The sequence below is a fragment of the Streptomyces sp. NPDC051963 genome, from assembly GCF_044593495.1.
Classification (GTDB): Bacteria; Actinomycetota; Actinomycetes; order Streptomycetales; family Streptomycetaceae; genus Streptomyces.
This window is the reverse complement of record NZ_JBIUCC010000006.1, coordinates 298,407-322,522: the sequence shown is the minus strand read 5'-3', so window position 1 is coordinate 322,522 and position 24,116 is coordinate 298,407. Positions and strand designations below refer to the sequence as shown.

Annotated in this window: 26 protein-coding genes and 3 pseudogenes; 19 read left to right on the top strand and 10 right to left on the bottom strand. The window is 66.8% G+C overall.

Going from position 1 to position 24,116, the window contains the following annotated elements:
* Positions 1 to 48: 48 nt before the first annotated feature.
* From ACIHFB_RS26005 to ACIHFB_RS25995, 3 genes are all read right to left on the bottom strand, one after another.
* Complete coding sequence (locus ACIHFB_RS26005) at positions 49 to 492, bottom strand: hypothetical protein (RefSeq protein ID WP_365281946.1); 444 nt, start codon at positions 490 to 492, stop codon at positions 49 to 51.
* A gap of 338 nt (positions 493 to 830) precedes the next feature.
* Positions 831 to 1,682: a phosphotransferase enzyme family protein gene (locus tag ACIHFB_RS26000; RefSeq protein WP_400128064.1), complete on the bottom strand. Its 852-nt coding sequence runs from the start codon at positions 1,680 to 1,682 to the stop codon at positions 831 to 833.
* A gap of 144 nt (positions 1,683 to 1,826) precedes the next feature.
* Positions 1,827 to 3,011, bottom strand: coding sequence for an epoxide hydrolase family protein (locus ACIHFB_RS25995; RefSeq protein ID WP_400128063.1), 1,185 nt, complete (start codon positions 3,009 to 3,011; stop codon positions 1,827 to 1,829).
* A 193-nt stretch (positions 3,012 to 3,204) separates the two neighbouring features.
* Between ACIHFB_RS25995 and ACIHFB_RS25990 the strand changes: the two genes are divergently transcribed.
* Positions 3,205 to 3,789, top strand: a complete 585-nt coding sequence (locus ACIHFB_RS25990; protein WP_400128062.1) for a CGNR zinc finger domain-containing protein — start codon at positions 3,205 to 3,207, stop codon at positions 3,787 to 3,789.
* Between the two features lie 7 nt (positions 3,790 to 3,796).
* Here ACIHFB_RS25990 and ACIHFB_RS25985 read toward each other — a convergent pair whose 3' ends face one another.
* On the bottom strand, positions 3,797 to 4,366 hold the full coding sequence (locus ACIHFB_RS25985) for an AAA family ATPase (RefSeq protein WP_400128061.1): 570 nt from the start codon (positions 4,364 to 4,366) through the stop codon (positions 3,797 to 3,799).
* A gap of 685 nt (positions 4,367 to 5,051) precedes the next feature.
* Between ACIHFB_RS25985 and ACIHFB_RS25980 the strand changes: the two genes are divergently transcribed.
* The 3 genes from ACIHFB_RS25980 (at position 5,052) to ACIHFB_RS25970 (ending at position 7,790) form a co-directional block, all read left to right on the top strand.
* Complete coding sequence (locus ACIHFB_RS25980; protein ID WP_400128060.1) at positions 5,052 to 5,831, top strand: SDR family NAD(P)-dependent oxidoreductase; 780 nt, start codon at positions 5,052 to 5,054, stop codon at positions 5,829 to 5,831.
* Between the two features lie 41 nt (positions 5,832 to 5,872).
* On the top strand, positions 5,873 to 6,763 hold the full coding sequence (locus tag ACIHFB_RS25975; protein WP_365281941.1) for an aldo/keto reductase: 891 nt from the start codon (positions 5,873 to 5,875) through the stop codon (positions 6,761 to 6,763).
* A gap of 547 nt (positions 6,764 to 7,310) precedes the next feature.
* A complete protein-coding gene (locus ACIHFB_RS25970; RefSeq protein ID WP_400128059.1) occupies positions 7,311 to 7,790 on the top strand; it encodes a hypothetical protein in 480 nt (159 codons plus the stop codon).
* 55 nt (positions 7,791 to 7,845) lie between these two features.
* Here the strand turns inward: ACIHFB_RS25970 and ACIHFB_RS25965 are convergent, their stop codons facing one another.
* On the bottom strand, positions 7,846 to 8,391 hold the full coding sequence (locus ACIHFB_RS25965; protein ID WP_365281939.1) for a hypothetical protein: 546 nt from the start codon (positions 8,389 to 8,391) through the stop codon (positions 7,846 to 7,848).
* A 237-nt stretch (positions 8,392 to 8,628) separates the two neighbouring features.
* A complete protein-coding gene (locus ACIHFB_RS25960) occupies positions 8,629 to 9,585 on the bottom strand; it encodes a LysR family transcriptional regulator (protein WP_365281938.1) in 957 nt (318 codons plus the stop codon).
* 211 nt (positions 9,586 to 9,796) lie between these two features.
* Here ACIHFB_RS25960 and ACIHFB_RS25955 point away from each other — a divergent pair, with 211 nt between their 5' ends.
* The 6 genes and pseudogenes from ACIHFB_RS25955 to ACIHFB_RS25930 all read left to right on the top strand — a co-directional run.
* A complete protein-coding gene (locus ACIHFB_RS25955) occupies positions 9,797 to 10,243 on the top strand; it encodes a quercetin 2,3-dioxygenase (RefSeq protein WP_400128058.1) in 447 nt (148 codons plus the stop codon).
* Positions 10,243 to 11,151 (top strand): alpha/beta hydrolase fold domain-containing protein, encoded by a 909-nt coding sequence (locus tag ACIHFB_RS25950; protein WP_400128273.1) that lies wholly within the window; start codon positions 10,243 to 10,245, stop codon positions 11,149 to 11,151. The genes ACIHFB_RS25955 and ACIHFB_RS25950 overlap by 1 nt, the downstream gene beginning before the upstream one ends.
* Positions 11,152 to 11,208: 57 nt before the next feature.
* Positions 11,209 to 11,622 carry a cupin domain-containing protein gene (locus tag ACIHFB_RS25945; RefSeq protein WP_400128057.1) on the top strand — a complete coding sequence of 138 codons (414 nt, stop codon included), beginning with the start codon at positions 11,209 to 11,211 and terminating at the stop codon, positions 11,620 to 11,622.
* A gap of 110 nt (positions 11,623 to 11,732) precedes the next feature.
* A complete protein-coding gene (locus tag ACIHFB_RS25940; RefSeq protein ID WP_400128056.1) occupies positions 11,733 to 12,152 on the top strand; it encodes a nuclear transport factor 2 family protein in 420 nt (139 codons plus the stop codon).
* A 152-nt stretch (positions 12,153 to 12,304) separates the two neighbouring features.
* Positions 12,305 to 12,742, top strand: a complete 438-nt coding sequence (locus ACIHFB_RS25935; RefSeq protein WP_400128055.1) for a VOC family protein — start codon at positions 12,305 to 12,307, stop codon at positions 12,740 to 12,742.
* A 16-nt stretch (positions 12,743 to 12,758) separates the two neighbouring features.
* Positions 12,759 to 13,079: pseudogene (locus tag ACIHFB_RS25930) on the top strand (PIG-L deacetylase family protein); the annotation flags it as partial.
* On the opposite strand, the gene ACIHFB_RS25925 reads toward ACIHFB_RS25930, so the two are convergent.
* Positions 13,006 to 13,629 (bottom strand): nitroreductase/quinone reductase family protein, encoded by a 624-nt coding sequence (locus tag ACIHFB_RS25925; RefSeq protein ID WP_365281932.1) that lies wholly within the window; start codon positions 13,627 to 13,629, stop codon positions 13,006 to 13,008. The pseudogene ACIHFB_RS25930 and the gene ACIHFB_RS25925 overlap by 74 nt on opposite strands.
* Between ACIHFB_RS25925 and ACIHFB_RS25920 the strand changes: the two genes are divergently transcribed.
* A complete protein-coding gene (locus tag ACIHFB_RS25920; protein ID WP_400128054.1) occupies positions 13,565 to 14,194 on the top strand; it encodes a TetR family transcriptional regulator in 630 nt (209 codons plus the stop codon). The genes ACIHFB_RS25925 and ACIHFB_RS25920 overlap by 65 nt on opposite strands.
* A gap of 48 nt (positions 14,195 to 14,242) precedes the next feature.
* On the opposite strand, the gene ACIHFB_RS25915 is transcribed toward ACIHFB_RS25920, so the two are convergent.
* Positions 14,243 to 14,854: a TetR/AcrR family transcriptional regulator gene (locus ACIHFB_RS25915; protein ID WP_400128053.1), complete on the bottom strand. Its 612-nt coding sequence runs from the start codon at positions 14,852 to 14,854 to the stop codon at positions 14,243 to 14,245.
* Between the two features lie 181 nt (positions 14,855 to 15,035).
* On the opposite strand from ACIHFB_RS25915, the gene ACIHFB_RS25910 reads away from it, so the two are divergent.
* The 6 genes from ACIHFB_RS25910 to ACIHFB_RS25885 all read left to right on the top strand — a co-directional run bounded on the left by ACIHFB_RS25910 (position 15,036) and on the right by ACIHFB_RS25885 (position 21,297).
* Positions 15,036 to 16,550: a carboxylesterase/lipase family protein gene (locus ACIHFB_RS25910; RefSeq protein WP_400128052.1), complete on the top strand. Its 1,515-nt coding sequence runs from the start codon at positions 15,036 to 15,038 to the stop codon at positions 16,548 to 16,550.
* Between the two features lie 120 nt (positions 16,551 to 16,670).
* Positions 16,671 to 17,603 carry a hypothetical protein gene (locus tag ACIHFB_RS25905; RefSeq protein WP_400128051.1) on the top strand — a complete coding sequence of 311 codons (933 nt, stop codon included), beginning with the start codon at positions 16,671 to 16,673 and terminating at the stop codon, positions 17,601 to 17,603.
* Positions 17,604 to 17,711: 108 nt separating this feature from the next.
* Entirely contained in the window at positions 17,712 to 18,305 is a 594-nt protein-coding gene (locus ACIHFB_RS25900) for a GNAT family N-acetyltransferase (RefSeq protein WP_400128050.1), read from the top strand.
* Positions 18,306 to 18,467: 162 nt separating this feature from the next.
* The gene (locus ACIHFB_RS25895; RefSeq protein WP_365281926.1) at positions 18,468 to 19,703 is read left to right on the top strand and encodes an MFS transporter; all 1,236 of its coding nucleotides are present in this window, start codon (positions 18,468 to 18,470) and stop codon (positions 19,701 to 19,703) included.
* A gap of 42 nt (positions 19,704 to 19,745) precedes the next feature.
* Complete coding sequence (locus ACIHFB_RS25890) at positions 19,746 to 20,381, top strand: maleylpyruvate isomerase N-terminal domain-containing protein (RefSeq protein ID WP_400128049.1); 636 nt, start codon at positions 19,746 to 19,748, stop codon at positions 20,379 to 20,381.
* A gap of 190 nt (positions 20,382 to 20,571) precedes the next feature.
* Positions 20,572 to 21,297: an ASCH domain-containing protein gene (locus tag ACIHFB_RS25885; RefSeq protein ID WP_400128048.1), complete on the top strand. Its 726-nt coding sequence runs from the start codon at positions 20,572 to 20,574 to the stop codon at positions 21,295 to 21,297.
* A 76-nt stretch (positions 21,298 to 21,373) separates the two neighbouring features.
* On the opposite strand, the gene ACIHFB_RS25880 is transcribed toward ACIHFB_RS25885, so the two are convergent.
* Positions 21,374 to 22,930 carry an oxidoreductase gene (locus ACIHFB_RS25880; RefSeq protein WP_400128047.1) on the bottom strand — a complete coding sequence of 519 codons (1,557 nt, stop codon included), beginning with the start codon at positions 22,928 to 22,930 and terminating at the stop codon, positions 21,374 to 21,376.
* A 29-nt stretch (positions 22,931 to 22,959) separates the two neighbouring features.
* Between ACIHFB_RS25880 and ACIHFB_RS25875 the strand changes: the two are divergent.
* Positions 22,960 to 23,058, top strand: a pseudogene (locus tag ACIHFB_RS25875) (IS5/IS1182 family transposase); the annotation flags it as partial.
* Between the two features lie 82 nt (positions 23,059 to 23,140).
* Here the strand turns inward: ACIHFB_RS25875 and ACIHFB_RS25870 are convergent.
* Positions 23,141 to 23,575 (bottom strand): VOC family protein, encoded by a 435-nt coding sequence (locus ACIHFB_RS25870; RefSeq protein ID WP_365281922.1) that lies wholly within the window; start codon positions 23,573 to 23,575, stop codon positions 23,141 to 23,143.
* 117 nt (positions 23,576 to 23,692) lie between these two features.
* Here ACIHFB_RS25870 and ACIHFB_RS25865 point away from each other — a divergent pair.
* Positions 23,693 to 24,075: pseudogene (locus ACIHFB_RS25865) on the top strand (2-phosphosulfolactate phosphatase); the annotation flags it as partial.
* Positions 24,076 to 24,116: the final 41 nt, after the last annotated feature.

Below are 24,116 nucleotides of genomic sequence, written 5' to 3'. Positions count from 1 at the left end.
CGTGGCTCGTCGGCACACGCCTTGCCCCTTGGAGCAGCCCCGTGCGGGTCAGTGGTCCTGCGGGCTCTGGCCTGGTTCCGTCGTGGCAGGGCGGGCGTCTGTGCTCACGCGGCGGTAGGCGGCGCGGGCGTTGACGAGGCGGGCGGCCGCTGTGCCGGTGAGGGCCGCGGTCAACAGGCAGGTCAGCCAGAAGGTGTCGCGGTGCCCGGCCCAGCTGACGGTGCCGGCGGGCGGGATGGCGAAGCCATTAAGGAACAGCCAGCACAACACGGCCGTCCCCGGGGCTGCGGTGAAGCGTGCGCACAGTCCCAGCAGGATCGACAGCAAGGACAGCGCGGCCAGGGCGAGTCCGGGTCGGCCCGGGCCTACGAGGGCGTTGTGGAGTGCCACCATCAGCAGCGCGCCACCGAACGCCGTAGCCCATACCTTCGGGGTGGCGACGGGCTCGGGTACCGGACGTGCCCCGTTGCTGAGGGACACCCACTCAATCATGCTGCTACTCCCTTTCGGCCCTTTGCGGCGCCGGCGGAGAGGTTCGGCGGCCGCACTGGCGGCTGTGGCGAGTGGACCCTGGCCGCGGATTGTTCCATCCGGCTTCGACTGCTGCGCCCCGTCGGTGGGTTTCGGACACGTCGAACAGCCTGTCATCCACGGTTGTCCGAAGAAACATCCAAACCAGACAGGGGACAGCCGCGGGCGCCCAGTGCCTGAGCAGAGGAAGAGGCGCTCATCAACGTGATGATGCCGACGCATCACGGCCCGAACCGTCCGCCCGCCACTGAGCTGGTGTGGCCGTGTGCGCCGAGATAATCGGGCGGGAGTGAGCCAGATCAGCCATGGGCATCCAGGTCGTTGCCATGGAGTGCTGCTCGGATCTGGCTGAGCCACTCTGTGGCCAGCCGGCGCCCGTTGGGGAGTTGGTCGCCTCGGTCCCAGCGCCATGCCGTGATCATCGCCAGCACGAGGATCCGGCACTCGCGCAGCAAGTCTTGATTGACACCCGGATAGTGCTCGCTGACTTCTTCGGGCGCATGGGCGAGGTCGAATTCGACGGGCCCGCGGCAACATGTCTCGAGGTCTATGAACAGCAGCCCGTTTTTCGTGGAGAGCACATTGCCGGGATGCGGCTCGCCGTGCAGCAGTTGCTCGGCACCGCCGCGCTCGCCGATCGCTCGTCTCAGGCTTCGTAGCGTGTCGCCGAGCAACTCCCGGTCCGCGTCGGCGAGCGCCGGAGTGAGGTCCCGGTTCGCCACGAGTTGTTGAGCCTGCTCGACTCGATCCGTGAAGTGCGGCGTCGGGACATCGAGCTTGCGCATACCGACATGCAGCCGCTCGAGCGCATTGGCGAAGTCGGCCGGTGCGACCTCCTGAAGCGCTACAGGTTCGTAGTAGGTCCACAGCGTGACCACGAAGCCATCACGCTCATGGACGCGCGGCTCCACTCGAGGCTCGAGAGCAGCCACAGGGCACCCGGATTCGGCGAGCCGCTGAGCAAGGTCGACTTCGAACTGTGCGACCTGATTCGCTACAGGTGCCACCCGGGCCAGGACATCACAAGGCAGTAGACGCAGAGTGAGCTTGTTCGAGTCATGAAGAACGATCGCGTCGTCGACTGCCAGGTCAAGTGATGAGGCGATCGACATGGCCGCGGCTACCGCACGCGAGACCTCTGACGCCTGCATCCTCGCCTGGATCCTCTCCCTTGAGCGCCGCCGTGGCTGTCCAAGCGGTTCAAATGCAACCTGCGCACCATACCAAGCAGTTGATGGACAGCGGCGGCGGTGCGACGGGCAGGGTCGACACGTGGCGGCACCTCCGGGTACACGTCATGACGAACTACCGCTGGCGGCAAGCACGGCCGCGAGGCCCTCTTGCAGATCCTTGACGAAATACTCGGGGACCTCCAGGGAAGGGAAATGCCCCCCGGTTTCCGGCGAGCGCCATCGGACGATCTGCCGGTACCGCTCCTGTGCCCAGGCACGCGGACACTTCTCGATGTCGCGGGGATACATACTGATTGCTGACGGGACGTCGACCCGAAGTTCGGGGTCGAGGGAGTTGTGGCTTTCGTAGTAGATACGGGCCGACGATGCACCCGTCCGCGTCAGCCAATACAGGGTGACGTCGTCAAGAACCCTGTCTCGGGGAATCGTCTCGAACGGGCTGTCTTGGGTATCTGTCCACTCGGCGAACTTGTCAAGGATCCAGGCGAGGAGCCCGACTGGTGAGTCGACGAGGGAGTAGCCGACGGTCTGCGGTCGGGTCGACTGCTGCTTCGCGTACGCCGCGCGGGGGCCGCCCCAGAAGTCGCGGGTTTCCTCGGCCCATTGGCGCTCGGCCGCCGTCAGCCCGTCCATTGTCATCCCGGGGGGCGCTTGCGCGGTCGTTGTGTGGATACCGAGAACCTGCTCCGGGAACCTGCCGCCGAGGATCGTGGTGATCACACCTCCCCAGTCGCCGCCGTGGGCCACGAACTTGCTATAGCCGAGCCGTCCCATCAGTTCCACCCAGGCGGCCGCGATCTTTTCGATTCCCCACCCGGTGGTGGCCGGCTTGTCGCTGTAACCGAAACCTGGCAGCGACGGGGCCACGACGTGGAACGCCGGCGCGTCTGCGCTTTTCGGATCTGCCAGTTCGTCTATTACATGGGTGAACTCGGCAACGCTGCCTGGCCAGCCGTGCGTCAAGATCAGCGGGGTGGCGTCTGTGCGGGTGGATCGACGGTGCAGGAAGTGGATTCCCAGATCGTCAATGGTCGTGCGGAACTGGCCGATCTGGTTGAGGCGGCTTTCGAACGACCGCCAGTTGTACCCGGTGCGCCAGTAGTTCACGACATCGACGAGGTCGGCGAGGGGAACGCCCTGATCCCATCGGCGCGGGTCGGGCGCGGCGCGATGGACCGTCTCAGCCTCCGGCAGCCGTGCTGCGGCCAGCCGTGCGCGCAGGTCGTCGAGGTCGGTATCGGTTGCGTGGGATTCGAATGCTTGCACGTCGCCGGTTCGAGGGTTCATGAGATGCCCCTGCCAGGGTGAGCTGACGTGCTGGCGACACCACGGTCAATGGCGGCTGCAGCGTCGGTGACGCACCAGTGCGTGGACATGAGACCTCCTGGCCATCGGGGGAACCGACTCGGGACCCGTCGGAACCGGCTAAGACGGTTCTAACAGGTCCCGATGTCGGCGTGCAACCGGCTAAGGTGGTTCCATGAGCGATCGGTTCCCTGACTTCCGTCTCGGCAAGGTGCTGGCGACCAGCTTCACGGGGACCCTGTCGGAGCGTCGTGGCAACGCTGTGGAGCGCATCCCCACTCCGCAGCGACTCGTCGACTGGCTGTCGGTGAGCGGCCTCGCAGTGGAGTCCTGCACCACCGCCCAGCTCGAACGCGCTTGGGAGCTGAGGGAATCAATTCACGCCGCCGCGACAGCGGCCGCGCGCCGAGACCCTCTCCCTGAGTCTGCTGTCCGGGCCATCAATGACTTCAGCACTCAGGGTCGGGCCGCGGCCATCCTGACGCCCGATGGCAATCGGCAATGGCGACTTGGCTCGGCTTCCTCCGTGGAGGATGCCCTGGGCGTTGTCGCCGCCGACGCGATCAGCGTCATCGCAGGCGAACGAGACGGAAAGTTGGCCTTGTGCGCATCGCCAACCTGCCAAGCAGCCTTCTTCGACACCAGCCAAAGCCGCACCCGCAGATGGTGCGAAATGAACACGTGCGGCAATCGTCAGAAGAAGGCGCGCTTCAACGCCCACAAGCACGAAAACCCCGGATCAGCGAAACGTGCTCAGTGAGGTTTTCTCAGCGACCTTCTGATGTGCTCTCTCGGTCGACGATGCGAGCCGTGACGAGGTCAGCGAGGATCTGATCAACGGTTTGGTGGGGTGTCTGGTTCGACGTGTCCAGCCAGAGTCCGCGAGGCGGCGTGTCCCGGCGCAGCGCGTCGTCCAGGATGTCCACCGTCCAAGGGCCGCCGTAGCCCTTCTTGTGGCGACCGGCCTCACGCGCTGCGACTGCTTCGGGGCGGGGAGCAAGGACGATCAGATACAGGGGCCTCGCCGTCACGGAGTCAAGGTAGGCGTCCAGATGCTCTCCGAGAACGACGTCTTGGACGATGACGGTCCATCCCGCTTGCGCGTACAGGTCTGCGACCGTCGCGGATGCCTCGTAGCGCAGTCGTAGTTGCGCCGTTGCCTCGGCGGTCGGGTGGGGCGTGAACTCCTCGCGACCGGACACGATCATCCGCCGGAAGCCGTCGCCGCGCAGGTGCACGGAGCGGGGGAGCCGCTCGGCCAGCAATTGGGCGACGGTGGACTTCCCTGACGCCATGATTCCGGTGACGAGCACGACTGCGGAACGGAGTTGCTGCACTGTTGGCCCCCCGTCGTGGTGCACCTGAGTCAGAACTGCCGTGAAGCCCCTGACAGGACGGGTCTCACCACAAGATCACGTCCATAACCACGAGGCTTCATGTCGGTCACCCATGTTGCCACGCACGATGTCCCCGCCAGGTCGCGGACTACCTCGCCCGTCTGCCGGCCGCGTACCGCCGCCTGATCGGCACGCCGCGCGGCTCGCGGGCGCTGGGGCCGTTCCGGCAGGCCGAGCACGGAGGTGGACACGTGCAGGTGGCGGCCGCGTTCCAGGCGCACGTAGTAGTCCACACTGACACCCGCCAGTAGGGCGACCTCCTCGCGTCGCAGGCCCGGCACGCGGCGGATACCTGGACCGGACCGCAGTCCCGCCTTCGCGGGGGTGACCCTGGCGCGGCGTGAGCGCAGGAAGTCCCGCAGTTCGGTGTTGGGTTCCTCGGCGATGCCACCGACCGTAGAGCGGCGACGTGTCCTCGCGGCTGCACCAAAGGGGGTCTGTCGGACCCCCGGACCGGATGGGTCTCCCACCCCCGCCACCTGCGGTGTTTCACTCAAAAGGAAGCAGCCGATTCTCGGCGGACCGCAAACAGGACAGGCGGTCCGACCAGGCAGAACGGCGTCTGCTGAAGCAGTGCCTGCGAGTGACGGGCACCGATTCGACCACTCACGTGAGGACCAGCACCATGGCAGCGAAGACCGACAGGCAGTTCGACGGGGCGTACGCACTCGTCACGGGAGGCGGCAGTGGAATCGGCCGTGCCGCGGCCGTGGCGCTGGCCGCGCAGGGCTGCACCGTCACAGTGGCCGGCCGCACCGCCGCGACCCTGGAGGGGACCGTCAAGCTCATCACCGACGCAGGTGGAACCGCCCGGTACGTCGTGGCCGACGTCCACGACGAGGACGCCGTGGAACAGGTGGTGAAGGCCGCCGCGTCACCCGAGGGACGGCTTCACCTAGCCGTCAACAGCGCCGGCGTCGATGGCGGCAACAGTGCCTCCGCGATGGCCGACTACCCCGTTGAGACTCTCGACCTGATGCTCGCGACCAACGTACGCGGGATGTTCTTCTCCCTGAAGCACGAACTGGCCTGCATGGTGCCGTACTCCAGCGGCGTCATCGTGAACATATCCTCGGGCGCCGGGCTGGTCGGCGTCGGCGGGTACGCGGGCTACTCCGCTTCCAAGCACGCCGAGATCGGCCTGACCAAGAGTGCCGCGCTCGACTACGCCGGCGTAGGCATCCGCGTCAACGCCGTGTGCCCCGGCTTGGTCAACACCCCGCTCGTCGCCGGCATGGTCGACGACAATCCCGAGCTGCACGCCGAACTGGTCGCCGCTCACCCGCTCGGCCGGATAGCGGAACCGGAGGAGATCGCCGACGCCGTCGTGTGGCTGTGCTCGGAGCGATCCAGCTACGTCACCGGCATCGCGCTTCCCGTCGACGGCGGCTACACCGCCCGCTGACCCTCCCAAGGCACCTCAGAAACGAAAGGTTGGAAACAATCATGAGTGAAATCACCTCCGGCGTGGCGAACGCCAAGGTCAGCATCGGTGGGAGCCATTCGGTGAACCGCATCGGCTACGGCGCGATGCAGTTGACCGGCAAGCAGGTCTGGGGCGAGTACCCGGACCGCGAGGGCGGCATCGCCCTGCTGCGGCAGGCGGTGGACTCCGGCGTCAGCTTCATCGACACCGCCGACGTGTACGGCCCGCACACCAACGAGGCCCTGGTCCGCGATGCGCTTTACCCCTACCCGGACCACCTGGTGATCGCGACCAAGGGCGGCTTCGTGCGCGGGGGCTTCGACTACTCGACGTTGGATGCGGTGGGCAACCGCAACTACCTGCGGCAGAGCGCCCACCTGAGCGCGCGACGCCTGGGCGTGGAGCAGATCGACCTCTACTACCTGCACAGCGGCCGGGCCACTGACGCCCCCTTCGAGGAGCAGGTCGCCACGCTCGCCGAACTGCGCGACCAGGGCGTGATCGGCAACATCGGCCTGTCCAACGTCACAGTCGAACAGTTCCAGGCCGCCCGCGCCATCGTCGACATTGCCGCCGTGACGGCGCACTACAACATCGCCGTGCGCACCGGGGCGGGTCTACTGAAAGCCGCAGAGGACAACAACGCGGTGTTCTCGCCTTGGCATCCGGTCACTCTGAACGAGACCGGGCAGGGGGATCGCATCAGCAAGGTCCTGGAGCCCATAGCACGCCGTTACAACGCCACGGTCCAGCAGACCGCCCTGGCCTGGCATCTGCACCACTCACCGGCGACCCTGCCGATCCCCGGCACTACCAACCCCGTCCACCTCCAGGAGAACCTCGCCGCCGCGGCGATCCACCTGACCGCCGAAGAGGTCGAGACGATCAACGCCCTGACCCCCGAGGCCTGAGCAACCTCGCGGACCGGTGCCGGCCACCATCAAGGACGTACACGGGCGTGAAGCACTGCGGGCTCGACTGATCGGGCAGGTACCGGTGTTGAGCGCCCTGGCTCCCAAGGCGCGGCGTCGACGTGCTACCTGCACAGCGAAGGCATCACGGTGTCGCGGCGGCGGTGGCCCGGTCCGTGGTCGCCGGCCGGACCACTGCCACCCGCCGAGACCGGGGGACAACCTTTAGGATGCCGCCGAGAACCACGCAACAGCCCATAGCAGCCACGACGGGCGGAAGGGCGCGGCGCGGCAAGCCCAACCCGCTGGACGGAACCAACGGGACTGGTCGTAGGGGGAGAGCGAACTCGTGGTGCGGGAGTGCTGGTTTTGCGAGAATGCCACACCGGCGTCGTGGCACGACCGCGTCATGGGGCTGCACCAAGGCGCCGAAACGACCATGACGCCATGGATCGTTGTCCTGCGCACCACGTGGCGCCGCGAAGTCGTGCATGTACCACGCTGCGCCCGCTGTCATACGGGACATCAGATCGAACAGACCGCGGTGTTGCTCTCCATATCCTCGCTGATCGCTTACGCCGCCAGCGGCCAGCTGGACCATCTCCTCGGCATTCTGCCGACTTCGGCCCCTGAACGGACGGTCGCAGCGATCTGGGCGGCCGTTGCCTGTCTGCCGGGACTCTCCTGGCTCGCCATCAGGAGTGGTCGGCTGCCGTGGCGGCGCCTGGCACCCCACCGCCTGGGCTATGCCCGCCACCACCCGGAGTTCCTGCGACTCCTGGAGGAGGGCTGGAAACCCAGGCGGGGCCCCTTTCCCTACTGGGGAAACCCGCCGAACCCTCACCACCCTCCACCGCCGAGCAGACTCCGGCGGTTCATCGGGCGGGTCATCGACCTGGTCGGAACAGCGTCCGCCATCGCCATCCTCATCGCCTACTTCCAGGGCTACGAAGAACTGGCCGGAGGTCTCATCGCGGCGACGGCAGGACTGTTCTTCCTGTCCTCGAAGATCAAACCCGAGAACTGACCGCCGTCTTCGAAGATGTCTGCATCCGGCAGCACCCCAGCTGTGACCGTCCGATTCAGCGCGTCAGCCCTAAGCGTGTCAGGCGGCGCTGGGCTTCGCTCATCCGTTGCCGGACGTTCTCAGGCGGCAGCGCTGCCGCATGTCTGGCCAGTTCCTCGAAGATCGACAGGTACGTTCCGCCGCTGCCCTCGCCCCGCAATTCCCGCTCCCGCTCCACGAACGGCCGGACAGCCTGCCAGACCGAAACGATCCGGGTCCGAAGGACCGTGACCAGCAGGGTTTCGTCGAGCAGCCCGAAGACGGCGAGATTGGCGAAGGACTGGTAGTAGTACACGACGCTGTAGAAGGCCGCCTTGGCCTCATCCGGCAACCCGCGCACCCCGCCCTCCGGATCGTGTTCGACGCCCAGGCGCATGCACACGTAGTCGTGCTGCTCGTGAAACTCGACGGAGCGGAACTCCGCGAGCAGATCGACCATCACCGATATGTGGTTGGAATGGTGCGCGATGCGGGCCTGCCGCGCGCTGAACACGATTGAGGTCACCACTGCGACGACAGCGATGACCGCGGTCACGACGTTGAAGACGACAGAACTGTCCATCCGGTCACCGTACGGAGCCTTGACCGCGAGCGCACGCACGACGGGACCCCGAACGTGCGTCACGTGGACGGCCTTCCGTGACGAGCCAAGTGGGCCGAACGCGAAGCCAGTTGACCCATCGTCAGCTTGGAAGTCGTAGCTCGCGCAACCTGCGCTGGAAAGGACCCGAGACCCTCGTGTTTGAGGCGCATGAGCCTCTACCGATTCCGGAGCGCTGCAATCTGATCCACTGCGCTCTCATGTGGACGAGGCATCCGGGAATGCCGTTGCGGAGCCCAGCCTGCTGGGCGACTGCCCGGCGATGGTGGTGGCGACCTGCTCCAGCATGGCCAGGGCGGGGTTGGCGGAGTCGGCCAGGTAGCACAGGGACACCGTCAGCGGCTCGATGTCGGTGATGGGTACGAAAGCCAGGCCGGGCCGGGGGAAGTACTCGGCGGCGGAGGCGCCCGCGATGTTCACCCCGGCGCCGGTGGCGCACAGCGCCAGAATCTCCTCCAGATCCTCGGCGGGGGGAGCGTGCTTCACCCGGCTGCCGTCGGGGCGCGGATCGACGGTCCACCAGGCGTGCCCCCGGTCGGATGGCTCGGCTGCGGGATGGATGAACTCCAGGTCGTTCGTCTCGTTGATGCCGATCGCCTCGCGCTGTGCCAAGGGATGGCTGTCGGCGATGACGAGAACCCGAGGCTCGCTCCAGATGCCGATCGCGTGTACGTCCGATGCGAGCAGGTCCGGATGGAAGGGGACGAACGCGGCGTCCACACGCCGTTCCCGCAGTGCGGGAACGGTGTCCGCCAAGCCCAGTCGGCGCAGTTCCAGCCGCAGTCCGGGGACGCGGTGTACCAGGGTGGTCAGGATCGGTGTGGTCCACGGACCGGCGCCGGCGGCGATCAGCCCCACGGTCAAACGCTGTGTGTCATGCAGTTGCCGGGCCCATTGCAGCACCTCCTCGTGCGTGGCGACGCAGCGCCGGGCGGGTCCCAGCAGGGACTGTCCTTCATCGGTGAGGGAAACCTGGCGTGAGGTGCGCACCAGCAGGGATACGCCGAGCCGCCGCTCAAGACGGCTGATCTGCTGGCTCAGCGACGGCACGGTGATGTGCAGCCGCTTGGCGGCGCGGCCGAAATGCAGCTCTTCCGCCACCGTGACGAAGTAGCGCAGCGTCGTGATCGATACGTCGAGGCCCAGCTGGTCCATGTGGACAAGCCTAACAATCGGGGCGCCAAATCCAACTGGACCAGCGGTATGTGCAGGTACAGGATCGAAGGCATCCAATCAATTCGAATGCGAGTCGACCATGACGATGAATGAGCTCCGCGCACTCCACACGCCGCACCCGTCCTGGCCCAAACTGCCCGCCGGCCCCGAACCGTATTTTCTCGACGCCGGCGACGGTGAGCGGTCAGTCGTGGGGCCGGAGCTGTTCACGGTCCTGATCAGCGGCGATGAGACCGATGGACAGTTCGGATCTTTCGTAATGGAGGGCAAGACCGGGGACTGGCTCCCGGCCCATGTCCACGAGGACGTCCACGAGACCTTCTACGTCATCGAGGGCGAGCTTGAGCTGCGGCTCGACGACATGAAGGGCAGGCGCGTCAAGAAGATCCTGGGTCCCGGCGACTTCGCCTTCGTGCCGGCGGGCTTGGTGCACAACTATCAGATCCTGTCCGAGCGGGTGAAGGCGCTAGGGACTGCCACCGGAGGCTTCGAGCGCTTCTTCCACGCCGTCGGCCTGCCGACCGACCAGCGCGGAGGCATCCCGCCCGAGCCGTTCTTCCCATCCACCGACCAGCTCATGGAGGCCAGCAGGCGTTTCAGGAACACGCAACGTCCCGACGTTGACCTGAGGTCGTGATGGTCAGCACACCTCAACTTCCTGACCCGGCAACTGCTTCCCTGCCGGAACCCCGGACTCGAGACGATGCCACCAGGATCATCTCCGACGCCGTCTACGCCGTGGTCCCCGGATATCGCCCGCTGGCCTTGGACCTGTACACGCCCGTGGGGAAAGGGCCGTTTCCGGTGATCGTCTACCTTCACGGAGGCGGGTGGCGGCTGGGCAGCCGTCGCGAGTTCGGACCTGCCTTCGACGGGCTCACGCCCGATCCGTGGACGACCCTCACGCGGGCCGGTTTCGCCGTTGCGTCCGTCGACTACCGGCTGTCCGGCGAGGCGCCGTTCCCCGCCCAGGTGCATGACGTCAAAGCGGCCGTCCGCTGGCTGCGTCATCGCCACGGTGAACTGAACCTCGACGCCGAGCACATCGTCGCCTTCGGTGAATCGGCCGGCGGACACCTGGCCGCGCTGCTTGGCCTCACCCCCGACCACGCCGAACTCGAGGGGACTGTCGGCGTCACCGGGCCCTCCAGCCGCGTCACAGCGGTCATCGACTGGTACGCGCCCACCGACCTCCTCGCGCTGAGTCGGCATACGCCTCCCGCGCCGCCCGGAGGAGCAGGGCAACCCTCGCGGGAGGCGCTCCTCCTGGGGAACCAGGCACAGCAGGTCCCGCACCTTGCCAGGCTCGCAAGCCCCGTAGCGCACGTCTCCGCGGCTGCTCCTCCCTTCCACATCGCACACGGCGCCGACGACCGGCTGGTGCCCAGTGGTCAGAGCCAAGCCCTGACCACAGCTCTGCGCTCCGCGGGCGTACCCGTGGACCTCCACCTGGTAGAGGGCGCCGGACACCTGTGGACCGGCGCTGACGATGCCACCCCGCTGCTCGACACGGCCATCAAGTTCGCGCAATCGGTGACCCCTTAGGACCCGCACGGGCGATTCCAAGAAGCACCCGACACAGCACCATCCAGGAGAATCAGCATGGAACTCCTCAAACAGCAGGCCACCACGAAGGGTCCAGCCGACTGGTTCACCGGCGACGTGTGGATGGATGTCATCTACGCCGGCGAGGAGCCGTCTCGCATGCGCGCCACCCTGGTGCGTTTCGCGCCGGGCGCGCGGACGAAGTGGCACCGTCACGTCCTGGGCCAGACCCTGCACGTCGTCTCCGGCATTGCACTGATCGGTACCCGTGATGGCACCGTCATCGAGACCCACCCCGGCGAGACGGTCACCTGCCCGGCCGGCGAGGAGCACTGGCACGGCGCCGCCCCCGACCGGTTCATGGAGCACATCGCCATGTTCGAGGGCCGCGGTGACAGCACCCCTGAAATGGAGTGGCTGGAGCTGGTCACCGACGACCAGTACAACGGCCCGCGTATCAACACCCGTTGAGTGAAAGATCCGTCGCGGCCGTGACGAAATCCCGACTGTGGGTGCCACCGACCACGAGTTTCCGGCCACGAATTTCCGACCACGACTTCCCGACCACGAAGGAATGCACCTTGAACGAGACGACCGGCTTCCATGCCTCCACCGCCCCCGCCGACGTGGTGCGACGTCAGTACCTCGCCTCTGTGCACGGTGATCTCGAAGCCCTGCGGGCCACTTTGGCCGATGACGTGGAATGGACCGAGATGGCGGGCTTCCCGCTGGCCGGCACCTACCGCACTCCGGACGGCGTCATCTCCGGGGTAATGGAACAGTTGGTCAAGGAATGGGACGGCCTCGTCGTCCATGACGACACCTATGTCGTCGATGGAGAGAACGTCGTGGTCCTGGCTCGCTACACCGGGACCAACAGGGCCAGCGGCAAGGACCTGAACGTCCGCGTCGCCCACCATTTCATCGTCCGCGGCGGCCTTATCGTCCGCTTCGAGCAGTTCGTGGACACGGCCAAGGTCCTTGAGGCGATGCGCGCCTGACGACCAGTAGGCGGCGGCGCAGCCTGGGCCAGACACATCGACACACTTTTGATCTCGGTGTACAGCTTGATCGTTGCCTTGCCCATCTCGCGGCTCCGCCCACTGGACTTGCCAGCAGTACGTGATCGGCAGGGCTCAGTAGCATGCAACGCATGGCCATCAAACTCGAAAACGTCGGCATCGCCGTTCGCGACCTCGAAGCAACGATCTCCTTTTTCACCGACCTCGGCCTCAAGGTCGTCGGGCGTGACACGGTCAGTGGTGAGTGGACCGACACTGCCGTCGGCCTTGATGGCAATCACGCCAAAATCGCGATGCTCCAGACGCCGGACGGTCACGGTCGCCTTGAGCTCTTCGAGTACATCCACCCCGAAGCGATCGAGTCGGAGCCCACTCGTCCGAACGATATCGGGATGCATCGCGTCGCCTTCTCAGTGGACGACATCGATGAAGCCCTTGAGGTAGCCGCAAAGCACGGATGCCATCCGCTTCGTGGTGTGGCGACCTATGAGGACGTCTACAAGCTGACGTACGTCCGCGGTCCCAGCGGCATCCTTGTGATGCTCGCAGAGGAGCTGAAGAAGAGCTGACGGCCGATCGGGTCAAGTGGCCTCGCGCTTTTTCGAGGCGAGTTGTCCGACGGGTGGCATCGAGGTCGGTTACCTCCTGCTCACCCGCGGCGAGGCCGGCATGCCGAACCCTCCCGAGGAGACGGCACGCCTGCGCGTCGCCGAGCAGCAGGCCGCCTGCGCCGTCGTCGGCGTCAAGCACCTGACCGTTCTCGAACATCCGGACGGCGTGCTCGTCTACGGTCTCGACCTGCGCCGGGACATCTGCCGGGAGATCCGCCGGTTCAAGCCCGACGTCGTACTCGGCACCGGCTACGAGATCGAGACGCCCTACGGCTTCGACCAGGCCGACCACCGCGCGACCGGGGCGTCGAGCACGCCGTCCTGTTCCGCGCCCATGACCTCCAGGCACCACCGGAGTTCACCGAAACCGAAACCGAAAGCGAAGCCGTGCAGGACTGACTCGGGGGCACCCGGTGAGGATTTGCCCTCAAGATCCTTTTCTCGTCGGCACCACCTTCGGACGCGACGACGAAGTCCTCGCCTGCGGTGCCGTAGATCACGCATGTGCGGCGCGGAATGCCGTTCCTGCGTCCGGTCGTGGCGAGCACAAGCGTGTAGACGCCGTTCGACTCGTGTCCCTCGGTGCCACCCGAGGCCAGATACGTACGAGTCTGCTCGGCGACCCAGTCCCACTGTGCGGCGAGACCACGATCCTCAGGAACCTCGCGCCCGCACCGGGTCGCCGCCAAGACCAAACCCTTGTGAAGTAGGCAAGTCCCGGCACAATCAACGTCACGGAGATTCCCGTACCTCAATGACTTGCCCGCGGAGGAGCACCCTGTGGCGACGCATGCGAAGGCGGGGCCGGGACGTCGGCCTGCCGGCAGTGGCACTCGCGACTGCATCCTCAAGGCCGCTCGGCAGTGTTTCGCCGAGCTCGGCCACGACCGCACCACCGTGCGGGGTGTCGCCGCTCGCGCCGGAGTCGACGCCGCACTGATCTTCCACTACTTCGGCAGCAAGCAGCAGTTGTTGGCAGAGGTGACGGAGCTTCCCTTCGATCCGGCCGCAGCCCTGCACCGCCTGCTCGACGGGCCCCGTGGTAGCACCGGGCGCCGCCTGACGGAGTGGGTGATGGAGGTGCTCGAAGAGCCGGAGTCCCGCACCCGCATGACGGCTCTGATCCGTGCGGCCGCCGCCGAGGACGCCGCCGCCCAGCAGATCCGCGAACGCATCACTCGCCAGATCCTCACCCCACTCGCCGCCGGCCTCGATGCCGAGGAGCCCGAGTTGCGCGCCACGCTGATCGGAGCCCACCTCTTCGGCCTGGTGATGGCACGTCAGATCGTCGAGTTGCCGTTGCCGACCGTCGACGGACGAGCCACCCTCGTCGACGCGGTCTCGCCTGTCATCCAGCACTACCTGACCGGTGACCTCCACGTGCGCGAAGGCATCGGCGACGGCGACTGACGCCCAACAGGGAGGGGGTAAGCGGAGCCGTGGGGCGGCGGCAGGCTGTCACTCCACGTCCCTGAGTGCGGTGCCGAGCCCGGCGAGGCCGTTGGTCAGCTCCTTCAGCGTGACGTCGGTGATCAGGTGGTGGCTGATGATCAGGCCCGGTATGAGGGCGAAGAGCGCCGCTGCCGCTGCCGCCGGGTCCGCATCGGGCTGCAAGTGGCCCTCGGCCTTCCAGCGTTCGGCGAGTTCGGTCAGTCGCTGGCGGGCCTGCGTGTACTGCTCGCGCGCGAGTTCCCGTACCTGCGGGTTGCCGAGGGCTTCGGCCCAGGCCTGGACGGCGAGCCGGGTCATGTCGTAGCGGGGGTGCTCGGTGCGGGCGCGCAGTTCGTCCACCAAGGTGGCGAGCGTCTGGGCGGGGCTGGGAGTGGGGCGTACGGCGAGCAGTCGCACGAAGGTGTCGTGCACCAGGCCGAGCCCGCTTTCGGCGCTGGCCCTGATCAGCTCGTCCTTGCTGCGGAAGTGCCGGTAGACGGCGCTGGAGGACATGCCGGTTGCGGCGATCACGTCGTCCATGGACGTGGCGTGGAAACCCTTTTCGGCGAAGCAGGTCCACGCGCTCGTCAGGACATGGTCGCGTCGCTTCGCGCGTGTCTCTTCGCTGAGTCGGGGCATGGGCCCATCATAAGCAGAAACGATCGTTTGCGTTTTGAGAGCCTTGACTCTAGGGTGAAGACACCCATACGGGAACGATCGTTTTTCTTTGGGCTTGGAGGCCGCCTGCCCCATCGAAGCGGCCTCCGATGGCATCGCCGCCTCCCTGCGGCCCCCTTGCGGCACGACCGAGGAGTTCGTCATGCACCCCATTCGTACAGAACAGGGCCAGGTCAGCGGCAGCGATCACGACAACGGCGTCTCCGCCTTCCTGGGCCTGCCCTACGCGGCCCCGCCGGTCGGCGGGCTGCGCTTCGCCCCGCCGACGCCCGCCGAGCCGTGGGACGGCGTACGCGAGGCAACCGCGTTCGGTAACGCCGGCATCCAGATCCTGCCCGGCGGCAGCGACCTGCGCGCCGCGCAGAGCGAGGACTGCCTGTACCTCAATGTGTGGACGCCCACCGTCGACCCCGGGGCGAATCTCCCGGTCATGGTGTGGGTCCACGGCGGCGGCTTCCTCTACGGCGCAGCGTCCGAGGCGTTGTACGACGGTGCCGCACTGGCCCAACGCGGTGCGATCGTGGTGTCGTTCAACTACCGGCTCGGGGTCTTCGGATTCCTCTCCCATCCCAAGACGGGCACCAACTTCGCCGTTCTGGACTGGGTTGCCGCCCTGAGCTGGGTGCAGCAGAACATCTCCGCCTTCGGCGGCGACCCCGGCAACGTCACCGTCTTCGGGCAGTCTTCCGGCGCAGCTGCCGTACGCGCTCTGCTGTCCACGCCCAGTGCCCGCGGCCTTTTCCATCGGGGGATCATCCAGAGCGCAGGCTTCGAGCACCCCGTCTCGGCCGACTACACCGTCGACTCCATCGTCCAGCTCAGCAACATGCTGTTCGAACGCGTCGGCACCACCGACCTCGACGCGCTGCGCAGCCTGCCACAGGACACGGTGGTCAAGGCCTCGCTGACGAGACCTGTCGGCGCCAGCACTCCCGGCCGCCTGCACACCCCTGCCGACCTGGTGTGGTTTCCCGCAGTCGACGGTGATGTCGTCACCGACGGCTTCGCGGCCTGGGCGGACGACATGCCGGTGATGTTCGGCACGACGCAGGACGAGGCGCGCTACTTCCACCGGCCGGGCGGCCCGGTCGGCGGCCCTCCTGTGAGCGCCGAACGGGCCTACACCCCCGCGACACTCACCGTGATGGCCCAGACCCTGGTGCCCCGTCGCGCCGACGACGTCCTCGCCCAGTTCCGCGACCGCGGACTGTCCGCCTACGAGGCCCTGACAGAGCTGACCACCGCCGCGGTCTTCCACGAGCCGGCCCTTGCGACCCACCAGCGCTTCGCCGCGCTGGGCCGCACCGCGTACCACTACCGCTTCGCCCGGGTGTCCCCGGGGAACCGGCGCTCGCAGATGCTGGCCTATCACATGTCCGAACTGCCGTACGTGTTCGGCCATATGGCCGCCTGCGACAGACCGGAAGCTGACTACGACACCGCGGACACCGCCATCCGCGACGCCATGCAGCATGCCTGGGTGGAGTTCGCCCGCACCGGCACACCCCGCACTCCTGACGGAGAGGCCTGGCCACGTTGCAAGACCACAAACCCCCAACTCACCGTGATCGCGGACACCGTGGAGATCCGTCCGCTGGACCCCAGCCCACTCACACGACTGATCCATTCGACTCGCGCAGACGCTGCCGCGAACTAGGAGATGCCGGGCGCGGACCAGGAGGAATGGAGGCAGCCCACTCGCCGCTGCCTCTCCCCAGGACTTGCTCTCGCTGAGGCCCTGGAGTGCCCGCCGACAACCACTGAAAGGACCCGCACGATGAAGATCGCCCACTTCGACGAGGACAACTGGTTCAAGGACCACCCCAGCGGCACGCTGCACTTCCAGCATCTGTTCAAGGGCGAGCCCGGCTCGCCGGACAACTTCATGTACGTGCTGGCCAAGCAGCAGGCCGAGTGGTCGATGCCGCGCCATCGGCACAACTTCGACCAGATACGCCTGCCGCTGGTGGGGGAGAACACCACCTACGGCCGCGGACTGGTCCTGAAGGAGGGCCAGATCGGCTACTTCCCCGAGGGCCTGTCCTACGGCCCACAGGAATCCCCGATGAACGGCATGAGCCCGGGCGAACCGCTCGGCCTGACATTGCAGTTCGGGGGCTCGTCCGGCTACGGATTCATGAGCATCGAGCAGCGCCGCCAGGCCATCCGCGAGCTGACCGAGGCCGGCGGCCACTTCGACGGACCCTTCTACATCGGTCCGGACGGCAAGCGGCAGTGGGGCCTGACCACCATCTGGCAGTACGTGTTCGGCGAGAGCCTGAAATATCCCCGTCCACGCTACGGCTTTCCGATCGTCGCCGATCCCAAGCGCTTCAGCTGGCTCCTCGTGGAAGGCGCCGGGCCGGGCGTGGAGCACAAATACCTCGGCGCGTTCTCCGAGCGGGGGGTATGGGTGGAGATGGTACGGCTCCAGCCCGGGGCCGACTGGTCCTCCACCGACCCCAGGGCCCGACGGATCGTCACCGTCCTGGGCGGCGACGGCGAGTGCGACGGCGAGCGGATCTCCTACCTGTCGGCGATCCAGGCCGACGCGGGAGAGACCCTCGACCTGGCCGCCGGCACGAAGCCCCTGGAGCTCTTCTTGATCGGCCTGCCGCCGATCGTGCTGCCCGTGATCGAGTCGGACCAGTACGACCTCGAGGAGTTCCCCGAGGAAGACCGCGAACCGGCCGACCAGCGAGCGAGCTGAGACCACGCGGCACCGGGCCGTACGAGGCACACGTCATCGTGCCGCATGTAGCGCTGCGAGAGTCCGACAGGAAGGTGCCAGACCCCACCGACATCGACCCTAGGGACAATGGATCTCATGAACGCCTTGCCCACGCTGTCTGCCACTGAGATCACCACGGATCGCCTCCGGCTGCGAAGAGCGCACGACGCCGACATCGACGGCCTCATCGAGCTCCAAACCGATGCGCGAGTGCGTGCCTACCTCGGCGGCCCGCGGTCCCGCAGCGTCGTCGAGCAGTACTTCGACGTGAACGGCATCAGCGCCGTTGCAGGCAAGGCCGGTACCTACATCGTCGCCGACGCGGAAACCGACGGGTTCATCGGGACTCTCGTACTCGACCGCCGTTCCGCCGACCTCCCCGGACACGTCGCTGAGGAAGGCGCGGAGCTGGAGCTGACCTACCTGCTCCGGCGGGAGAGTTGGGGTGCGGGACTGGCATTCGAGGCCGCTACGGGTATTTTGCGAGCCGCCGCCGCCGAACTGCCCGACCAGCCCGTCCTGGTGGTGACCCAGACGGGCAACGAGCGTTCCCTCAAGCTCGCCGCCCGCCTCGGTTTCCAGCGCGTTGGCACCTTCGAGGCGTTTGGCGCAGAGCAGACTCTCGCTGTAGCCGGCCTGCACTCGTTCAAGGCACGCTCGCCTATCTCTGACGCACGCTGAAAGCAGGGCCACCGTTACGTCGTACGACGTTGTCTTCAACTGCCCTTACGCGCCGAGCTCGTGGAACATATTCCGTTGACTGAGGAACGGCCGGGCACGAGACTGCCGCCCTGATCGGGATCAACGGCATACGTGGGACGGTGTGGGGTGGCTGGCTCGGACATGGCCCATGACCTGCAACTCACGGAGACCTCGTCCGATCCGCCGCTGTGGACAGCGGACTTCCGGCTGTTCTTCACCGCCCGCACCACCTCTCTGGTGGGCGACGCGATGCTCCCCGTCGCGATCACGGCCGCCGTGATCCGGGCGGGATACGGGGCGAGTGGGGTGGGCTATGCGCTCGCCGCGCTCGTAGCGCCGTTCGCAGCACTGATCATCTTTGGCGGGGTGCTGTCCGACCGCTTCGGCGCCCGGCGGCTGATGGTCGTCTCGGACACATCTCGACTGTGCTCTCAGGCAGTGCTCGCGCTGCTGTTCCTGCTGGGTACGCCACAACTGTGGCAGATCCTGGTGCTGTTGGCCCTGATCGGGGCGGGGAGCGCAATTTTCCAGCCCGGAGTCGCCAGCATCACCCCGCGCATCGCCAAGGACGTACAGAAGGCCAACGCCACCCTCCGCATCTCGGAGTCCATCACCGTCGTGATCGGCCCGTCGCTGGCCGGCCTGCTGCTGACGGTCTCTTCACCGGCAACGGTGGTTGCCCTCGACGCCTTGACCTATGGGGTCAGCGGTGCCTGCCTACTCCTGCTCCGCTCGGTCCCGATGGGCCCGGCCGCGCGGGACGGCGAAACCTCGTTCCGGGCCGATCTCGTCGAGGGCTGGCGGGAGTTCCGGGCCAGGACCTGGCTGTGGAGCGTCATCGTCGTCTTCATGCTCTGGCAGCTGGCCGGCGCCGGACCCACCATGACCCTCGGCAACAGCACGCTCGTCACCGACTACGGAGCATCGACGTTCGGCCTGGTCATGTCGTCCCTCGGGGTGGGAAGTGTGCTGGGCGGGATCGTCGCGATCAGGCTCCGCCCGCAGCATCCGCTCCGGGCCGGCGCCCTCTCCATGATTCTCTGGGCGTTCATGCCGCTGGGGGTCGCTCTCGGCCTTCCCGCGCCGCTCATCGCCGTGTGCTACGGAGTGAGCGGCGTGGGTATGGCGTTCTGGATCGTCATGTTCCACACGAGCGTGCAGACGCACATCCCGCAGGACGTCCTCGGCAGGGTGCACGCGTACGACGCGGCCGGCTCCCTGGTGATGAAGCCCGTCGGACAGGCGGTGGCGGGGCCGCTCGCGATCGTCGCGGGGACGGCGCCGCTGCTGTACGTGTCCGCCTCCATGGCGCTCGTCGCCTGCGCCCTGCTGCTGGCAATCCCGGCCGTGCGCGGCCTCAAGCGCGTAGAGGGTTAGCGCTGCACCGTCTGTCGGGGATTTCGGATCACGGAGGAACCCATGAGTGCCATAGACGCCTACCAGAGCGCCGCAAGCCAGGCAGTAACACAGTTACGGCGGCCCGAAGTTGCAGCGGCATGGGAGCAGCCCAGCGCGTTGGCCGAGATGACGGTCGGCGGCCTGGCCGGCCACCTTGCCTATCAGATCTTCAGTGTCAGCTCCGCCCTCGACGAGCCCGAGTCCCAAGACACGCCGATTCCGCTGCTCGAGCATTACGCGCGAGCTGCCTGGATCGATGCACCGCTCGACGGGGAGGTCAACGCCGGCATTCGGGTCAAGAGCGAGGGCATCGCGTCCGAGGGGGCGCTGTCGTTGGCTGAGCGTGCTCGAACCGCTCTCGCTGAGCAGCAGACCAGACTTGTGGGGCGTTCAGGCGACGAAGTCGTATTCATGCCACAGACAGGGTGGGCGCTGACTCTCGACGACTTTCTCATCACGCGGATGTTGGAGCTCGCCGTCCACATGGACGACCTCGCCGTCAGCGTGGGAACTCCCTCACAAGAGCTCCCGGCCGCCGCATTCGACCCCGTGCTCGTGCTGTTGGTCCGACTCGCCGCCCGTCGGCACGGCCAAGCCGCGTTGCTGAGAGCGTTGACCCGGGCCGAGCGAGCCCCCGTGGCAATCAACGCCATCTGACTCATGGAGCCGGGCACAGCCCGTATGAACCCCACGCAGCGGCGATCAATTCGTGGTTCAGAATAGGCGTCGGGACCAAGTGGGCGGGTCTCGACGTCAAGTCACCGGCCTCGCTGGGGGTGAGGCCCATTGCAACAAATTGTGTCGCGGACTCCGGCTGGGCCGATCTAGGGTCGGCGCCATGATCTCCATGAATCTCCTCGACTCCGAACTCCGCGTCATCAAGGCTGCGGAACGACTCGCTGCTGGCCTCGGGGACGACCCGAACCACACCGTAGCCGCAGCGGCGATGGACACGTCCGGCAGGATCCACGAGGCGGTCAACGTCTACCACTTCACCGGTGGACCGTGTGCCGAGCTCGTCGTACTCGGTGCCGCCGCAGCAGCGGGAGCCGGCCCGCTCGTCACGATCGCCGCCGCGGGAGACAGGAGTCGGGGCCTCATCCCGCCGTGCGGCCGCTGCCTCCAAGCGCTTCTCGATATCCATCCCGACGTCATGGTCGCCGTACCGACCGATGACGGCCCGGCCATGCGCCCGATTCGGGAGCTTCTGCCGGACGCCTACTTCTTCCCGGATGCGGATGCGCGTCGAATCGTTCGATTCCATCAGCGCTACTACGAGGACATCGTCACCGGGCGGAAGACCTCCACCGTTCGCTACGACGATCCGATCGCGCCGGGTCCCGCAATCTTCCTCTTCGAGGACGACGAAGCCCACCGCACGTTGAACGGCACTGTCACCGGCGTCGAACGTCACCGGTTCGATCGCCTCACCGCCGCACAGGCCCGGCTCGACGGCGGCGAGGGAATCGACCAGTTCAAGGCCAACCTCCGAGGCCACTATCCCGACCTGCCTTCCGATGCCGAAGTCGACATCGTGACGTTCACCGTCGAAGCGCCTGACGCCGTGCAGTGATGCAGCGTGGATGGCTCCGAGCGAGTGCAGGTGGGCGAACGCGCGCTCAGCGCCCCATGAACTCAGTTGTCGCCCGCTAGCTTTTCTGCAGGACGCGGGTCACACCTGCGATGACGGCAGTCGTCAGCACCCAGCCGAAGGCGATCATTAGGTAGGCCAGCCCCTGGAGGGCGTCGTTCGACCAATACCAGGCCGTGCGTTGACCTAGGCCACCGATGGGGATCAAGAGGTCCAGCGTGTAGACAAGGGGCTGGAACGGGAAGCCTTCGCCTGGTTTGGTCGCTTTGGGGGAGTGGGAGTCGAAGGACAAGGTGCCCAGCAAGGTCAGCAGGAGGAGCCAGATGCCGGCCAGCCAGGGGCGGTAGCCATAGCCGACGGTCACGTCGAGCAGGTGTCCCCACACGCGTCCGGCCGGGGGCAGAGTTTGACGCCGATGGCGCTGCTTGGCCAGGAGTACGCGGCGGGCGTCGTCGTCGTGGCCGGCCTTTCGGTACCAGCTCGCCAACTGCTCATAGGGCTGGGGGTTGTAACCCGGGCTGCGTCGAATCCACGCCACACGGTGGGCCACAGAGTCCTGCCGCCCCACTGCCTCCCGCCGCCCGCCTGCCTCGTCCGCCTTGATGGAGCCGTAGACGAAGCCGTCCAGCTCCACCACCTCCGGCCAGCTGTGCTCGTTGTCGTGGAGGTACGCCACCTGCGCGCCACGCAGGTCCACGGCGCCGGACGGTGTCCGGGCGAGCGTGAAATCGAAGTCGACGGCCTGCATCAGCAGTGCGGCCAAGGACGGGCCGTTGCCGTCGGGAGGCCCTTTCAGGACGGCTCCCTCAAAGGTCAGGTTGTCCGAGATCCGAGTACCCCGCAGCCGTACGGTCCCCTTCGCGATGAACCCGTCGGAGAAGTTGAGTGTCGAGGCCACGGCGTTGTCCAGGGCGAGCGCCACTCCGCGCTGGCTGGGGCGTTCCAGTTGTGCACCTCGCATGTGCAGTCCACCTGGCAACTGTGCCCCCATGAGACGGACTTCACCATGTGTGACGAATCCGTCCTGGCAGTAGAGTCCGCCCTCCGCGACGAGCCCACCAGCGGACACCGCCCATTCCCCAGGTGCGGTGATCTCGGCGCCGTTGAGGTTCACGGCGCCGCTCACGTGGGCGTTGATGAGCGACAAGGCGGTGACCCTGCGGTGGAAGGGCGAGGCGGAGCCCCGTTCCAGGCGGGAGCGCCGCAGGTCGAGGCGTCCCTCGATACGGATCATGCCGGCTTCCACGCCCGGCACTCGGCTGCCCACGATGGCAATCGACTGGGTCGATGCTCCGGAGAGGTTCACACCCTCCTCGAACCAGCAGTCCTCTAGCCAGAGCGCGTGAGCGATCTGCGCGCCGGCCAGGTTGAGGTGCCCGGATATCTGTGCACCCGCGAGCCTCAGACACGCGACGGCGCCCGGCTGCGCGGCGTTCGCGCTCTGGAGAAGCGCCACGATCACGGCGGCCCGAACCGTCCGCCCCGGGCCCCTGTGTCCACCCTCGGCGACCCAGTCGTCCCCGGATGCAACCGTGCGCAGGTCCACGTGGCGTCCCTCGGGGAACGCGTCCCACAGCTCACGCTCCGGTGAAGTCAACTCGTCGTATGAGAGCACCCATGCAGAGTAGTGATCTTCCTTCGCTCCGGGCCACGGTCATCGCGGACGGCGGGTATCGGGGCGCCGGGTTGCTCATCCCGCGCCGCCGTGAACGTGGCCAGGCCGCACTGCCGGCGTGGAACGACGGATGAAGGCATGGAAGATCCTTCGTGACGGCCAGAGAGGCTCAGGGGAGGCGGCTCTCCGCCTCCCCGGCTCGGACAATGCTCAGTCGATACAGAATTCGTTGCCCTCGATGTCCAGCATCGGGATGCACGACTCGTTTTCCTCATCGGCATACAGCGTTTGCACGTGGGTGGCGCCGAGCGCGACCAGTCGTGCGCACTCGGCTTCGAGCGTGGCGAGGCGCTCGTCCCCCACGAGCCCGGTGCCGACCCGGACGTCGAGATGCACCCGGTTCTTGACGACCTTGCCTTCGGGGACGCGCTGGAAGTACAGGCGCGGGCCCTCGCCTGAGGGATCACTGCAGGCGAACCATGAACCCTGCTCCGCAGGAGGCAGGGTGCGGTTGAAATCGTCCCAGGTGGCAAACCCCTCCGGTGGAGGCGGTGTCACGTACCCCAACACCTCGCACCAGAACCGAGCGACGCGCTCAGGATCTGCGCAGTCAAAGGTGACTTGGAACTTCTTGATCGCTGACATCGGCGCACGATAGCAAGACCAACCTTCATTCCGAGATCAGTTGCGGGGTATCCCTCAGCCAGGGTGTGGCTTGTGTCCGTAGAGGCCGTGTGCGGGTGATCCCATGTGCGGATTGGCGTCCTGCGGACGCGGGGGAGTGACAGTGTCACGTTCGTGGTCACTGGCGACGATGGGCAGGCCGAAGAGGATCTGGCGTGTGCTCCGTACATCGCTCGGAGGGCCGCGGAGGCTGAGGCGGATGCTGCTGAGTTCGTTCGCCGTGCTGCCGAGTCGCGCGCCGCCGCCGAGTTGGCGGAGGGGGTGCGTCAAGGAGTGCATCCTGATGACGTCGCGTCTGTCTTGAGGACGACCGGTTCCCCTTCGCCATGGTGGCGACCTTGGAAGGCTCACTCATGGTCCTGCGTCCACACGCGATGCCTTCGCTGAATGACGAGGGCGAGCACCCAGTCGGGTATGCGGTTGGCGAACCGTTCCCTGGAGCTTGGTGTTCTCTCCCTTGAGCCGACCGCCGCTGCTTCGGTCGGCACGGATCGTTCAGTAA

What these genes read in the sequence shown, in the direction of transcription:
- ACIHFB_RS25895 (WP_365281926.1), top strand. Translation starts at nt 18,468, where the DNA reads ATGGCCCATGACCTGCAACTCACGGAGACCTCGTCCGATCCGCCGCTG.
- ACIHFB_RS25890 (WP_400128049.1), top strand. Translation starts at nt 19,746, where the DNA reads ATGAGTGCCATAGACGCCTACCAGAGCGCCGCAAGCCAGGCAGTAACA.
- ACIHFB_RS25915 (WP_400128053.1), bottom strand. Translation starts at nt 14,854, where the DNA reads ATGCCCCGACTCAGCGAAGAGACACGCGCGAAGCGACGCGACCATGTC.
- ACIHFB_RS25885 (WP_400128048.1), top strand. Translation starts at nt 20,572, where the DNA reads ATGAATCTCCTCGACTCCGAACTCCGCGTCATCAAGGCTGCGGAACGA.
- ACIHFB_RS26005 (WP_365281946.1), bottom strand. Translation starts at nt 492, where the DNA reads ATGATTGAGTGGGTGTCCCTCAGCAACGGGGCACGTCCGGTACCCGAG.
- ACIHFB_RS25995 (WP_400128063.1), bottom strand. Translation starts at nt 3,011, where the DNA reads ATGAACCCTCGAACCGGCGACGTGCAAGCATTCGAATCCCACGCAACC.
- ACIHFB_RS25910 (WP_400128052.1), top strand. Translation starts at nt 15,036, where the DNA reads ATGCACCCCATTCGTACAGAACAGGGCCAGGTCAGCGGCAGCGATCAC.
- ACIHFB_RS25905 (WP_400128051.1), top strand. Translation starts at nt 16,671, where the DNA reads ATGAAGATCGCCCACTTCGACGAGGACAACTGGTTCAAGGACCACCCC.
- ACIHFB_RS25925 (WP_365281932.1), bottom strand. Translation starts at nt 13,629, where the DNA reads ATGCAGTCGCGAGTGCCACTGCCGGCAGGCCGACGTCCCGGCCCCGCC.
- ACIHFB_RS25935 (WP_400128055.1), top strand. Translation starts at nt 12,305, where the DNA reads ATGGCCATCAAACTCGAAAACGTCGGCATCGCCGTTCGCGACCTCGAA.
- ACIHFB_RS25965 (WP_365281939.1), bottom strand. Translation starts at nt 8,391, where the DNA reads ATGGACAGTTCTGTCGTCTTCAACGTCGTGACCGCGGTCATCGCTGTC.
- ACIHFB_RS25960 (WP_365281938.1), bottom strand. Translation starts at nt 9,585, where the DNA reads ATGGACCAGCTGGGCCTCGACGTATCGATCACGACGCTGCGCTACTTC.
- ACIHFB_RS25990 (WP_400128062.1), top strand. Translation starts at nt 3,205, where the DNA reads ATGAGCGATCGGTTCCCTGACTTCCGTCTCGGCAAGGTGCTGGCGACC.
- ACIHFB_RS25945 (WP_400128057.1), top strand. Translation starts at nt 11,209, where the DNA reads ATGGAACTCCTCAAACAGCAGGCCACCACGAAGGGTCCAGCCGACTGG.
- ACIHFB_RS25950 (WP_400128273.1), top strand. Translation starts at nt 10,243, where the DNA reads ATGGTCAGCACACCTCAACTTCCTGACCCGGCAACTGCTTCCCTGCCG.
- ACIHFB_RS26000 (WP_400128064.1), bottom strand. Translation starts at nt 1,682, where the DNA reads ATGCAGGCGTCAGAGGTCTCGCGTGCGGTAGCCGCGGCCATGTCGATC.
- ACIHFB_RS25980 (WP_400128060.1), top strand. Translation starts at nt 5,052, where the DNA reads ATGGCAGCGAAGACCGACAGGCAGTTCGACGGGGCGTACGCACTCGTC.
- ACIHFB_RS25870 (WP_365281922.1), bottom strand. Translation starts at nt 23,575, where the DNA reads ATGTCAGCGATCAAGAAGTTCCAAGTCACCTTTGACTGCGCAGATCCT.
- ACIHFB_RS25900 (WP_400128050.1), top strand. Translation starts at nt 17,712, where the DNA reads ATGGATCTCATGAACGCCTTGCCCACGCTGTCTGCCACTGAGATCACC.
- ACIHFB_RS25975 (WP_365281941.1), top strand. Translation starts at nt 5,873, where the DNA reads ATGAGTGAAATCACCTCCGGCGTGGCGAACGCCAAGGTCAGCATCGGT.